Here is a 13,392-nt window from a genome sequence, read left to right as displayed (position 1 = left end):
CGGGGGTCAGCAGCAGCCCGCCGCCCGCGACAGGTCCGGCTGCGGCATGCCGGCCGCGGCGGCCTCCACCTCGGCCAGCATCTCCGCCCGCCGCTCCGGGGTGATCAGGTGGCCGGCGACGACGACCGCGTGGATCCGGCTGGTGTTGCGGATGTCGGCCAGCGGGTCGGCCTCCAGCACCACCAGGTCGGCGTGCTTGCCCTCCTCGACGGTGCCCGCGACGTCCGCCACGCCGAGGAACCGGGCCGGCTCCAGGGTGGCGGTCTGCAGCGCCCGCATCGGGGAGAGCCCGGCGGTGACGAACAGGTCCAGCTCGGTGTGCAGGTCGAAACCGTGGTAGCCGAACAGGGTGGGGGCGTCGGTGCCGGCCAGCAGCCGCACCCCGGCCTCGTCCATCGCCCTGGTGACCTGGAGTCGCCGCTGGAACAGCACCGCGCGCTGGGCGGCCTCCTCCACCGTGCGCCCCCGGGTGTACATCTCGTCGTGCACCCACTCCCAGACGCCTCGCACCGACGCCGGCAGGTACCGGAGCCGGTCGTCGACCAACGAGCCCAGGTAGGGCATGTCGAGCATCCGGTGCATGGTCAACGTCGGGGTGAAGGCGGTGCCGTGGGCGACCAGGCGCTCGAACACCGCGGCCGCCCGGAACGGGCTGTAGGCGTGCGCCGACTCCCACTCCACCTGGTTGATCTGGTGGAACCAGCTGCTGTAGGCGTCCGCGCCGCGGACGTCGATGCCCGCCAGCGCCCGCAGGTGCTCGGTGTCGTGCCGGGAGGTGGCCGGGAACAACGCGTGCACGTGCTCGAAGCTGGCCTGCCCCGCGGCGGCGGCCTCGGTGACCGGCACCTCGTCGGGGATGTGGCCGGCGAAGGGGATGCCCAGCCGGTCGGCCTCGTCGGCCAGCGCGAGGTAGACCTCCCGCGGCAACCGCGAGTAGACCTTGACGAAGTCGGCGCCCTCCGCCGCGGCCTCCCGCACGGCCCGCCGGGCCTCGGCCTCGTCGGCGACCTTGACCACCGGCGAGCCCTGCACCGGGTCCCAGTTGGCGTCGGGGAAGGAGTCCCACAGGGACGGCCGGCCGTCGACGATCCGGCTGCCGATCACCAGGCGCGGCCCGAGCAACTCGCCGTCGACGATCCGCCGCCGCCACTCGTGGTGGTGCCGCTGCCCCGACATCTGGCGCAGCGTCGTGACGCCGTTGGCCAGGTACAGCGGCAGGTAGACCTGCTCGACCGCGTCGGTGTGGATGTGCATGTCGGCCAGGCCGGGGATGAGGAACCGGCCGGTCAGGTCCACCACGGTCGCGTCCTCGGGGACGGGGACCTCGCTGGAGCGGCCGACGACCGCGATGGTCCCGTCCCGGACGACCACGGTGGAGTCCGGTCGGGCCGGAGCGCCGGTGGCGTCGATGACGGTGACGTGGGTGAGCGCGAGAGGTGTTGACACGATTGCACTTCTTCCTGGTCGGTGACGAACACGATCTGTGACGGACGCTGCCGTCGGTGAACCCCGACTGGGGGCTGGGCGAGGTTCAGGGGCGCGGGGAGTCGCCGGGGACGCGCCGGAGCAGCACGGTGGCCACGACCGCGGTGGCGGCGAAGGCGACCAGGCAGGCGAGCATCACCACGCGCATGCCGGAGACGAACGCCGTGGTGGCGGCCTCCCGCAGCGCGGGGCCGGCTCCCCCGGACAGCCGCGCGGCCACCGCGAGCGCGGAGCCGAGGGTTTCCCGCGCGGCGGCCACGGCGTCGGCGGGGGCCTCCGGGGGCGCGGCGGCGTCGACGCCCGCCCGGTACAGCACGGCGTGCAGGGCGCCCAGGACCGCCGCCCCCGAGGCGGACCCGAGCTTCTCGCTGGTCTCGACCACGCCGCCGGCCGCTCCGGCGTGCCGGGGCGGCGCGCTGGCGATGATCAGTCCCGCGGTGACCGACAGCGTCATCGTCAGCCCCACGCCCAGCAGCGCGGTGCCGAGCACGACCGGCCACACCGCGGCGTCGACGGACACCAGCGCCAGCGCCCCGAACCCCGCCGCGGCCAGCGCGAGTCCCGACCCGATCGCCACCGCCGGGCGCGACCGCCGCGCCAGGACCGAGGCCAACGCCGCCCCGGACACGGCCGCGACCGCGCCCGGCAGCAGCCACAGCCCGGCTGCCAACGGGCTCTCCCCCGCCACCAACTGCAGGTACTGGCCGGCGAACAACGCGGAGCCGACCATGCCGAAGGAGGCGAGCACGTTCGTGCCGACCGAGACCCGCGATGCCGGCGCCGCGACCACCGCGGGATCGATCATCGGCTCGGCGAGTCGTCGTTGCCTGAGTGCGAACGACACGCCGAACGCCGCACCGGCCGTCAGCGTCAGGAACGGGTGCCACGCCTCGCCGCCACCGGTGGCCAGGGCCTTGATCGCGGAGATCGCCAGGAGCACCGCGGCCAGGGACAACCCCGCGCTGAGCAGGTCGATCCGGCGGGCCCCCTCGCCCCGGTCACCCGGCAGCAGCCGCCCCAACACCAGGAACAGGGCCATCAGCGGCACGTTCACCAGGAACACCGAGCCCCACCAGAAGCGCGCCAGCAGCGCCCCGCCCACCAGCGGGCCCAGCGCCGCGCCCACGGCGAACCCCGCCGTGACGACCGCGATCGCGCTGGCCCGCTGCCGGGCGTCGGGGAACAGGTGGCGGACCAGGGCCAACGCGGACGGCATCAGGGTCGCGCCCGCGATCCCCAGCAGGGCCCTGGCCGCGATCAGCATCCCGGGCGTGGTCGAGCACGCGGCCAGCAGCGAGGCGGCCCCGAACCCGGCCGCCCCGACCAGCAGCAGCCGGCGTCGCCCGATCCGGTCGCCGACCGCGCCCATCGTGATCAGCAGGCCGGCGAGCAGGAACGGGTAGACGTCGACGATCCACAGCAGCTCGGTGGCACTGGGGCGCAGGGCCGCGCTCACCGCCGGCAGGGCGAGGTACAGCACCGTCACGTCCAGGGAGATCACCAGGACGGGGAGCACGAGCACGGCCAGGCCGGCCCACGCGCGGCGTCGTGCCGTGGCGCCGCCGGTGTTCGCGATCATGAAGTCGACGCTAACAGCCGTTTCAAACAGCTGTTAGAAACAGTGGTTTGAAACACACGTCAGCCCGCGTGCTACGGTGATCACGTGGGTATCCGGGAACAGCTGCTCGACGGCGCGAAGCGCTGCCTGGCCGAACGGGGCTACGCGCGCACCACGGTGCGCGACATCGTCGCGGTGACGGGCACCAACCTGGCGGCCATCAACTACCACTTCGGCACCAAGGACGCGCTGCTCAACCAGGCGTTGATGGAGACAGCGGCCGAAGCCGTCGACGAGATCCTGCGGCGGGTGGGCCCGGTCGGCGACCCCGCCCAGCGCCTCCACGACTTCCTCGCCTCGCTGACCAGCTCGTTCACCGACAACCGGGCGACGTGGGTCACCAACGTCGAGGCGTTCACCCAGGCCACGCACGCGCCGGAGCTCCGAGCCCAGCTCGCCGCCGGCCAGGTCGAGGCCCGCACCGAGCTCTCGAACATGCTGCCCACCAGCGACCAGGACTCCGCCGCCACCCGCGAGGCCCTCGGCGCGCTCCACATGACCCTGCTGTGCGGCCTGCTCGTGCAGTGGATGATCGACCCGGACCGCGCGCCCGGCGCCGACCAGATCATGGCCGGCCTGCGCGCCGTCGCCGACACCGTCCAGCCACCCCAGGGCTGACGCGCCGGCCGGCTGTCCCGCCCCACGCCCCCGCCCTGGCCAGCGGGCGTCCTGTGATCAGGCGTGGTCCAGCAGCGAGGCCAGGGGAAACGCGGTCACGTCCGGCGCGGGGCGGGACAGGTGCAGCGCGGCGTGGAAGTACCCGTCGGACTCCCTGCCCTCGGGGTCCTCGCCGACGGCCGTGACCGCCTCCACGGCGTACTGCCGCTCCTGGTCGTCCGTGAAACGCCGCTGCGGAAAAGTGCGGTTCCTGTCGACCTCGGTGACCAGGCCGAAGGACGCCAGGGCCTCGGCGAGGGACTGGTAGGAGCCGCTGCGCAGGACGAACGCGGCGACCCACACGGGCCCGCGGACGGCGGCGAGCAGCGGTTGGAAGGTGCGGGGCGACAGGAAACTGATCCCGCCGGTGACCGTGATCAGGCACGCGTCCCGCACCGCGCGCAGCAACGCCTCGCTCGGCGGCGCGGTCTCCAGGTTCTCGGCGAACCCCTGCTCCAGCAGACCGACGGCGCGGGCGTAGCCGACGGCGTTCCGGGCCGCGTCCAGCCCCACGACGCGGACCGCGTCGGGGCGCCGACGGGTGGCGTAGAAGGCGCGGTCCCGTTCGACCAGCTCAGCGGTGGAGAGCGCGGCCACCTCCGCGGACCCGTAGTGCTCGTACAGGTCGGCCATGGTCAGGTCGTGGTTGAGCAGGGCCGCGTTGATGCCGTAGGAGCAGCAGAGATCCACGACGGTGACGGGCTCAGCGGCGTGAGCGGCCTGCTCGCGCGCCGCCACCATCCGCCGGAAGATCGCCTGGGCGTGGTGGGGAGTCTGGTACTCCCAGGCTCCCAAGGTCCGGAAGAAGGCGCGCGGGTCGGGTTGGTCGTAGATCTCGTCGAAGTCGGTTCTGGCCCTGCCGCCGGAGCTCGCCGTGGCCGGCGCCTCCGGCGACGTCTCCTCCGTGGCCCGTCGAGATCGAGGCGTCACGGCCTCCCCTTCCCACTCCGCGTGAGCCAACGTCCAGCCGTCGTCGGGGGATTCTCCACCAGCGCGCGACGTGACGGCGTCGGACAACGGAACCGGGACGGATCTCTGCGGGATCGGGTGAGCGCGTTCACCTGGTCGGCGGGGGTGCGGATCGCCCAGGAGGTCCTCGCGGGGCACGAAGCGGTCCACCAGGAGCGCGAGGCGATCGGCGACCCGCTCGGCGGAGAGGCGCCGGGCGCGGGTGAGGGTGACCAGTCCGTGCAACGCGGCCCAGAACGTCTCGGCGGTCTCCTCGGCGCAGGGGAAACCGTTGTCGAGGCTGAACATCGCGTCGTACAAGGCGGGACTGCGCGCGGCGAACTCCCGGCCGGTGGGCCCTCGCGCGGCCGCGGCGCGCGATGCGTCCGTCAGCTCGGCGAACCCTCCAGCGCGACCACGCCCACGATGGCGCTCTTGCCGCGGAAGTGGCTGGAGAGCACGGGCTGGCTGTACTCGATCTGCTCGGCGAGTTCGCGGGCCGTGGCGACGATCAGCCGGTGGCGGGCGGCCCGCTCGCGTTCCTGGGTCGCACTGGCGTGGTGCTGCTCGTGCTGAGCGTGGTGATGTCGGCCCTGCTCCTCGTGCCGATCAACTCGCGGGTCGCGACCTGGTCGCGTGAGGGGGCGCCCGCGGACTGGAAGCGGCAGGTGCGGCGGTGAGACCCGGTTCCGCCATGTCCGCGTGGGTGTCATCACGCTCGCCTGACCAGGTCGACGGGAGTTGTTGTTCGTGCGTCCGCCGAGATCCTTCGCGGCACCCGAAAACGACGTGAACGGGAGACCTCGCACCTGAAAGGGTGACCTGTTCCAGGTCGGACCCGAAGGGAGCACCCATGACGCGTGCCGTCACGCTGATCCGTTCCACCCGCCTGTCCACCGTCGCCGAGTACGCCTACGCCGCCACGGCGCCGGCCGACGCCCGGCTGATCTTCCTGGCCGGGGCCTGCCCGCTGAACGAGGACGGGACCACGGCGGCGGTCGGGGACTACGCCGGGCAGGCGGCCAAGGCCGTCGAGAACATGCGCATCGCCCTCGACGATGCCGGCGCGACCCTGCGGGACGTCATCAGCACCCGGGTGCTGGTCGCGTCCACCCGGCAGGAGGACCTGGTGACGGCGTGGGAGGTGGTGCGGGACGCCTTCGGCGATCACGACGTGCCGAGCACGTTGATGGGCGTGACCGTGCTCGGCTACGACGACCAGCTGGTGGAGATCGAGGCTGTGGCCGCCGTGCTCGACTCCTGACGCACGATGGACGCGCGATCAGGAAATCCCGTGGTGGTCGTGCCGCCAGCTTCTCCGGTGGCGCGACCACCACGGGTGGCTCGGCGCTCGACGACCCCAGCCGAACCTGGTCGCCGAGCTCGTCCTCAGCGTCAGCGCGTCTCGCCCGGCGCCGCGCCGCGAACCTCGCCGTTGTCGGGTCGCGTCGCGCGAAGGCGTTCCAGGTCCGCCAGGAGGCGGTCCCACTCCCGTTCGGCGCGCTCCGCCCGCGCCAGGGTCTGGGCCCTGGCCTCGTCCAGCGCGGCGATCCGCTCGGCGGCCACCTGCTTGGCCTCCGCGAGCGCCTCCGCCGCGCCCTCCCGCTGTCGCGCCAGGTCCTCCCGCAGTCGCGTCGTCTCCGTCGAGCTGACCCGGCGGAACTCCGCGAACTCCGTCCGGAGCTGCCGCAGCTCCTCCCGGGCCTGGTCGAGCTCGCCCCGGGCGTCGACCCTGAGCCGCTCGGCCTGCTGCGCCGCCAACTCGGCTCGCTCCGCGCGCCGCAGCGCCTCGTCGCGCTCGGTCCGCGCGGCCTCGACGTCCCTGGCCGCCTGGCGGCGGGTCTGTTCGACCTGGGCGACCGCGTCGTCCTCGGCCTGCCGCACCCGCGTGTCGGCCTGTCGTTGGGCGGCGAGGACCGCGACCTCGGCCTCGTTCCGGGCGGCTTCGGCCTCCTCCCGAGCCTGTCGCATCACCTGTTCGGCTTCGGCGAGGGCGGCGTCGCGCGCCTCGGTGGCCGCCGTCGCCTCCCGCTCGGCCGTCTCGGCGGCAGCCACCGCGTCGGTCGCGGCCTCCTCCGCCGCGCGCCGGGCGGCCTCGGCGTCCCTGCTCTGGTGCTCGGCGGCGACCGCGCGGGCCTCCGCCTCGGCCACCCGCCGGGCCGCGTCCGCCTGAACCGCCTGGACCTGGGCCTCGGCGACGCTGGGGTCGGCCAACGTGGACAGCTCGCCGACGGCGGCGGCGAGCGTGTCGCCGAGCTGGGCCGCCAGCGACCGGAACTGGCCGAGGAGGTCGTCCGCCCTGGTCCGCGCGCTTGTCACCGGCCCGTCCAGTTTCGTCACCGTGACAGAATCGCCCTGGGGTGACTGGATCTCCTGTTGGAGTCGCTGTCGCTCCTTCCAGGCGCGCCACCGGGTGTGGTCGGGGTGGTCGCAGTACTCCGGCGGGCGGCCCGGCTTCGTGCTTCGGGCCACCGGTCGGGAGCAGCCAGGGAACTTGCAGGCCGTCCCGGCGCTCCCCGACAGCTCCCCCGCGTCGGCCACGCCACCATTCTCAAGATCATCCACCCGGCCACCGTAACACGTTTCGTTGCAAACGTTTCCAACGCAACGCAATACCCTCGGCAGGGATCTACCACCCTGCGTGAGATTCCCGGCTAACCCGTGATAAGTGAACCTTATCGCGGGTCAGAACTGACGCCCGCCGCTCCGCCCTATCCCCCAATTCCGTTTCGTTTAGTTTCAAGTGACGAAACGAAACTAGGGAACGGCAACGAGACAAAAGTGGGCCGGTCGCCTGAGCACCGCCTGACAGGCCCTTCCCCCAGGCCTTCTCGTCATTCGTCACGTGACACAAGCAAGCCGGGGTTCCTGGCCTGGGCATGCGCAAGCCGGGAGCTCTGTCCGCCGGCCTCCTCCGGGCGGATCCCGGGCCGTCGGTCAGGGCGGGGCGTGCAGGGCGATGCCGGCGAGGCGGAGGTTGCCGGGCAGGCCGGGCGGTACGACCAGTCGGATCTCGGCCGCGGTGACCTGTCGTCCCCCGGGGAGCGGGTAGGTGCGGGCGGCGGCGTGGGAGACGAGCCTGGCGACTGGTTTCCAGACGTCGCCGGGTGTGGCGCGGATGTCCAGCCGGAGGTCGCGGAGCCAGGACTCCGGGTGCGCGGGGTCGTCCCACAGGGTGAGGCTGCCGAAGGTGACCGTCGCCTTGGGTTCCCGCAGGAGGACGTGGAGATAGCCGAGGGGAAACGCCTCCGAGAGGAACTCGACCAGGGGATCCGACAGGTGGGGCCGATCCGGTGGCTCCGGGTGCGGGGCGAACTGTTTCTCGGCTGGCAGGGCGACCGGTCGTTTGCTGTCGAACCCGACGAAGCTGAGTCCGGCTGTGTCCGGGGTGAGCAGATTGGCTTGTCCGGTGGGTGGCACTCCGTTGCCGGTGACGGTGATCCTCGCTGTTGGGGCTTTTTCGGGCGCGAGCAGGGTGCTTCGCATGTTCTGCGCGGTCGACCGCAGGGTTGTGGACCACAGGGGTTGGTAGGTGGCGCCGTGCAGTCGGGTGGCCTGCCCGAGCCAGGTCGCCACCAGGAGGTCGCCTCCGGGGAGCCAGCGTGGTACCGGGATGCCGGTGACGTCGGTGACGAGGGCTGGTTCGAGGTCGGCGGTCAGCACGACCAGGTTGCCCTGTTCGTCGCCGCAGGCGATCCGGCCGTCGGCGGCCACCGCGAGGTGGTGCAGCACGTCGGCGCCCGGATAGGAGGCGTGCGGCGCCCACGTCGCCCCGCTGAGCCGGTGTTGGTCCAGTCGAGTGTCGTGCAGCGTGACCAGGGACGTGCCGTCGGGGCCCCATGCCACCTCGTCGGCTCTGATCGGCAGCTTCGCCTTGACGGCGCCGTCGGTGCTGGCCAGCAGGAACACGCGACCGGAGTCGGCTGTGGAGCTGACCGCCACGGTGGCGCCGTCCGGGCTGAGGGTCGCGGCCGTGGCCTGGCCGCCGACGGCTGTGACCAGCGCGTCCAGGTCCTGACGCCACTTCGGGGTCAGGGTGTTCACCTGGTACGCCGTCGCGATCCCGCGCGTGATGACCAGCAGGGTGTTCTCGTCCAACGCGGCCAGCAGCGCGTCGCTGGCAGCGCCGGGCCGGTCCGACAGCGGCGCCTGCTCCCACCAGTCCCGGCGTCCCAGCAGTGTGCCGTCCCGTCGCCAGAGGGCCAGGCCGAGGTTGCCCGCGGTGGCCACCCACGCGCCGCTGGGCGAGGTGGCGAACGCCGGGGGCTGTCCGTCCGGCATGGCGGCGCTGAACCGGTAGAACCAGCTGGGCTGGGTGCCGTGCAGGTCGAAGCGGCGTTCGACGGCGCCGTTGGCGGTGTTCACCAGGTGCAGCCCGTAGCCGTGGGGAGCGTCCAGGACCATGCCCTGCACCGCGACGCCGCCGAAGAATCGTCGCAGGCCGTGGGTGAACTGGTGGCCGATCCTGGTCTGCCAGCGCTGGGCGCCGGTGGCCAGGTCGAGGGCGAACAGGTTGGTGTCCCAGTTCGCGGCCGCGAGCACCGCGCCGCCGTCGTCGGTCAGCACGATGTCCCGCACGTGCGCGCCGAGCCGTTCCACGGCGGGACGCCAGTCGGCGACCGGCGCGGAGGCTGGTGCGGAGGCCGTGGGTTCGGCGGCCGGGCGTTGCCCGACTCCACCGCCCGCGCCGGTGAGCAGGTCCAGCGGGCCGTCGTCGGCGCGGACGCCGGAATCGGTGGTCGCGGACTGTCCGGTGAGCAGTTCGAGCGCCTCGACCCGGATCGAGCCGTGCGCGTTGACCGGCACCTGGTAGCGCCCGGAGGCCGGCGCGGTCGTGTACTGCTGCCACAGCAGGGCGCCGGCGGCGTCACGGATCCGGACCCGCACCGGCAACGGCAGGTCCGGGTCGGCGCCCGATCCGCCGGACACCCGGATCCACCACCCGACCTCACCGGGTTGGCTGGCGGACGCTGTCACGGTGACGCCGGTGACCGGAGCGGGCAGCAGCGCGTAGATCGCCACCGGCCAGTGCCGGAAGTCGACCGGCAGCCGGCCCTGCGGGGTCGGCGTGACCCGCCTGCCCGCCAGCACGTCGTACACCACCGGGGCGGCGGGCAGCGTCAGCGTCGTGGTCAGCGGCGCGGTGACCGCCGCGAAGTTCCCTGCCCGCCGGAAGAACACGTTGTCCACAGCGAACAGGGAGTTGTTCACCGCCACCACGATGCGTGCCGCGCCCTTGCGGCGCTCGCTCACCAGCACCTGCGGATCGTCCGCGGTCGCCCGATCGCCGCCGACGACGGGGCCCAGGGCTGCCCGCATGGCCGCGGCGTTGCTGAGCGAGATCTGGTGCCAGCTCTTCGGCCCCACCTTCGTGTTCGGGTCCTCCACGGACACGTTCGGGTTGGAGCTCTGGAAACTGCAGTCGTGGCCGACCGCGGGGAACTTCTCGTACTCGGACTGGTCGAACCGGTGGCCCAGCGACGTGCTCCCCGCCGCCGCGGTCACGATGTCCGCGCAGGTGTCGGTGTGGAACACCCGCCTGGCCGTTCTCAGCGCCGCCAGCACCGCCGGCTCGGGTTCCACCCGCTCGTCCACGAGCAACACCGCGGCGTAGTCGGAGAGGGGGCGCACGCCGGGAACCGCGAGGTCCTCGACGAACACCAGGCTCGCCGGGATCTGCGCGTAGAGCAACGCGAGGTAGGCCTCGTGGAGCAGTCTGAAGTGGACTGTCATGTCACCGCGGTAGCGGTCGACGCCGAACTGGCGGCGGGACACCAGGATCGCGACCCGGTCGGCGTTGTCGAACGTGCCGATCCACTCGCCGTACTCGTGCAGCAGGTCGGCCAGCACCCGGAACACCGAGGGCGTCCCCGCGACGAGGGACCGGGGATCCGGCAGCAGGGTGCGTTGCCGGAACCGGGGCACCGTGTCGGCGTGCCCGCTGGTCTTCGCGCCGCGCAGCAGCGCGGCGAACGCCTGGCCGAGGATCTGGTCACCGGTGCCGCTGTCGTTCAGGTTCTCCTGGTGCAGGGTGCTCGGCTTGCCCGGCCGCGGGTAGAAGTCGACACCGAAGGCCGTGTGCAGCATCAGCGGGAACTGCTCCCACTGCGCCTGCAGGTCGACCTCGTCGACGTCGGTGAAGGTCTCGGGCGGATAGCACAGGATGTGGCGGAACGGGCCGGTGAACGACGTGACCAGATCGCCGCGGCCCATGCCGGCCGCGGCGCCGATGGCCAGGGCGCGCCGCAGGTGCCGTTGTGCCTCCGGTCCGTGGCTGAGGCCGTACTCCTGCATCGCGGCCAGCAACGGACGCCACTTGCCGTCCTTCCTCGTCGCTTCCAACTCGACGACGTACGGGCCGGTGTGCGGCTTCATCGGTCCGTACGGGAGGTCGTCCGGGGAGCCCTCGTTGGCCCACCAGTTGCCGGCCCACTGCCAGCCCTCGAACGCGCGGTAGGCCGAGAACACGGCGTTCGTCCGGAACAGGTTGAAGTACCGGTCGATGGGCCTGGTGCTGTCGTTGTTGGTCTCGGCCGAGGTGTCGATCTGGTTGAGCCAGGGCAGCGTGGCGTCGTTGTCCAACAGGGTCGCGCGTTGTCGGATGCCGAGCATGCCGAAACCGCTGACGGCCTCCAGCAGCGTGGACAGCCGCCGGAGCTTGATCGAGTCGACGGCTGTCGGGTCGGCGTCCAGGCGCGACTTGGTGGGGCCGATCACCGGCAGGCCCGCGTCCCAGTCGGGGTGTCCGAGCGCGAAGGAGGCGCTCTGGCGGGCCAGCCGGTCGACGACGATCGTCCAGCCCTGGCGGCGCACCCGCTCCAGGTACGCGGCGGCGATGTCGGCGTCATCCCAGTGGGTGCCGCTGAACGGCGAGTTCACCGGCTCGTCCGCGGTCGGCCACAGCTCCGTGTGGTCGCCGAACCAGACCCGGCGGTAGCCGCTGATCGGGTGCCCCGTTCCGATCGCGATCGGCTGGGTGGCGACGGTCATCCCCGGCGCGTCCGCGGTGAGCAGGTAGTCCCCGGGGCGCAGTCGCCGGGTCACCGCGGCCGGCACCGTGACCGTCACCTGGGGCGGCTTGTCCGTCGGGACGCGCACGGTGGCCCGTGCCGCGGTCGTCCCGGTCGCGTCGGCCAGCCGCACCACGAGGTCCCGCGCGGTCGAGGGGGTCGGCCGCACCGACACGCTGAAGGTGATGGGCTCGCCGGCCGCGTACCGGGCGCGGTTCAGCGTCCCCCGGTAACCGCTGGCGTGCTCGTTGTTGGGGCCGATCACCGCGCCGGTGATGGTGGCCAGGCTCACCGAGCCCGTGGCGCCGGCCGGGCGCACTTCCACGATGCGCCGCAGCCGGTGATGGGGAGCGGCCCCGATCCGGTACGGGCCTGTGGTCGGCGCCAGCGTGAGTTGCCGCAGTCCGCTGATGTCGGCCGGGACCGTGAGCCGGAACAGGGTGGGGTCGCCGCTGTCGGGCACGAGGTCGATCCTGCGGTGGTCCTGGCCGCCGACGGAGCGCAGCCACGCTCGCCAGCCCGCCACAGGGAGGCGCTCGCGCTGACCGTCGAGAACGCGGTCGACGGTCAGCGCGATCCGCACGGTGCTCCCCGCCGTCCACGCGGTTTCGGTGGGCTCATCCAGGAACCGCGCCCGCACGTGGTCGTGCTGGGCGGAGACACTCCGCCGGAACACCACGTTCCTGTCCGAAGTGGAGGGATCGGGGAGGTCGAACACCGAGTACAGCTCGCGGTCCTGCCGGCGCTGCAGGAGCACCTGGTTCTGCCGCACCCGGAGCTCCCGGTAGGGCGCTCCGACCGGCGGGGGGAAATCGCCGGTGAGGGTCAGCCGGGTGGGTTCGAGGGTCGCGTTGTCGGGGTGGTAGCGGTGCACCAGGTAGCTGTCCCGGACGGCGTGCTGCGGCTCGACGACGTACACGTGGCCGGCGGCGTCGACGTCGAACCCGCACCCTCCCTCGGTCCTTGCCGGCGAGAGCTGTTGGATGACCGGGTCGGTGCGCTTCCACAGGACGGTCCCGGTCTGGTCGATCTTCGCCAGGTACCGGGTCCGCTCCTGCCTGAGCTGGTACAGCACGTAGAAGACCGGGGCGAAGTCCGGTGCGGCGCCGGTCTCGCGCACCCGGAAGTCCACCAGGATCCGCGGATCGGCCGGCGGGAACGACAACGGGTACCTGGCCAGGGCGGTGATCGGCTCCGGCGGGCTGCCGACGGCGACGATGTGCGGTGTCGGGTCGGCCAGCTTGCCGGGCTCCCCCGGCGCCGACAGCCCGTCCTGGGCCAACGCGTAGAACCGGCCGCTGACCGCTCCCGCCTCCACCCGTCGCGGCGCATCGTAGTTCACGGCGTTGTAGCAGCCCACCCACCGCCCGAGCGGCTCGGGGTCGAGGTCCGGGCCCAACACCCGGACCGCCCCGGCGAAGTGCGCGTCGGACGTGGCCACGTAGCCGGCCTTGTTCGCGGTGGCCGACGTCAGCGTGTCCGCCCCGGCCAGGTACCCCAGACCGCGCCGGGCGCTCCCGTCGGGCGCCATGCGGAGGAGGTAGTTGACCCTGTTCTGCCCGTTCGACTGGGAATCGACCAGGTAGACCCGGCCGTCCGCGCCGACGCTCATCAGGGCCGCCGAAGGCACGAACACCCGGTCTTCCCAGTTGACGGTTTGCTCGAGCGTGAACA

At 72.7% G+C, this 13,392-nt stretch carries 7 protein-coding genes and 1 pseudogene; 3 read left to right on the top strand and 5 right to left on the bottom strand.

Going from position 1 to position 13,392, the window contains the following annotated elements; translation table 11 throughout:
• Nucleotides 1–6 precede the first annotated feature (6 nt).
• On the bottom strand, nt 7–1,446 hold the full coding sequence (locus tag BUE43_RS15145) for an amidohydrolase family protein (protein WP_073483517.1): 1,440 nt from the start codon (nt 1,444–1,446) through the stop codon (nt 7–9).
• 85 nt (nt 1,447–1,531) lie between these two features.
• Nucleotides 1,532–3,064 carry an MFS transporter gene (locus BUE43_RS15140; protein ID WP_073483515.1) on the bottom strand — a complete coding sequence of 511 codons (1,533 nt, stop codon included), beginning with the start codon at nt 3,062–3,064 and terminating at the stop codon, nt 1,532–1,534.
• An 84-nt stretch (nt 3,065–3,148) separates the two neighbouring features.
• Between BUE43_RS15140 and BUE43_RS15135 the strand changes: the two genes are divergently transcribed.
• Complete coding sequence (locus BUE43_RS15135) at nt 3,149–3,721, top strand: TetR/AcrR family transcriptional regulator (RefSeq protein ID WP_073483513.1); 573 nt, start codon at nt 3,149–3,151, stop codon at nt 3,719–3,721.
• A 1,146-nt stretch (nt 3,722–4,867) separates the two neighbouring features.
• Here the strand turns inward: BUE43_RS15135 and BUE43_RS32755 are convergent.
• Nucleotides 4,868–5,223, bottom strand: a pseudogene (locus BUE43_RS32755) (TetR family transcriptional regulator); the annotation flags it as partial.
• On the opposite strand from BUE43_RS32755, the gene BUE43_RS33495 reads away from it, so the two are divergent.
• Together BUE43_RS33495 and BUE43_RS15120 are read left to right on the top strand one after the other, a co-directional pair.
• Entirely contained in the window at nt 5,155–5,388 is a 234-nt protein-coding gene (locus BUE43_RS33495; RefSeq protein WP_073483511.1) for a hypothetical protein, read from the top strand. The pseudogene BUE43_RS32755 and the gene BUE43_RS33495 sit on opposite strands and share 69 nt — an antisense overlap.
• 173 nt (nt 5,389–5,561) lie before the next feature.
• The gene (locus tag BUE43_RS15120; RefSeq protein ID WP_073483509.1) at nt 5,562–5,972 is read left to right on the top strand and encodes a RidA family protein; all 411 of its coding nucleotides are present in this window, start codon (nt 5,562–5,564) and stop codon (nt 5,970–5,972) included.
• 131 nt (nt 5,973–6,103) lie between these two features.
• On the opposite strand, the gene BUE43_RS15115 is transcribed toward BUE43_RS15120, so the two are convergent.
• Together BUE43_RS15115 and BUE43_RS15110 are read right to left on the bottom strand one after the other, a co-directional pair.
• Nucleotides 6,104–7,273, bottom strand: a complete 1,170-nt coding sequence (locus BUE43_RS15115) for a hypothetical protein (RefSeq protein WP_200797521.1) — start codon at nt 7,271–7,273, stop codon at nt 6,104–6,106.
• A 372-nt stretch (nt 7,274–7,645) separates the two neighbouring features.
• On the bottom strand, nt 7,646–13,354 hold the full coding sequence (locus BUE43_RS15110; protein ID WP_143174174.1) for a WD40 repeat domain-containing protein: 5,709 nt from the start codon (nt 13,352–13,354) through the stop codon (nt 7,646–7,648).
• Nucleotides 13,355–13,392: the final 38 nt, after the last annotated feature.

This window comes from Streptoalloteichus hindustanus (genome assembly GCF_900129375.1).
Taxonomy (GTDB): Bacteria; Actinomycetota; Actinomycetes; order Mycobacteriales; family Pseudonocardiaceae; genus Streptoalloteichus; species Streptoalloteichus hindustanus.
This window is presented reverse-complemented; position numbering and strand designations above follow the sequence as displayed.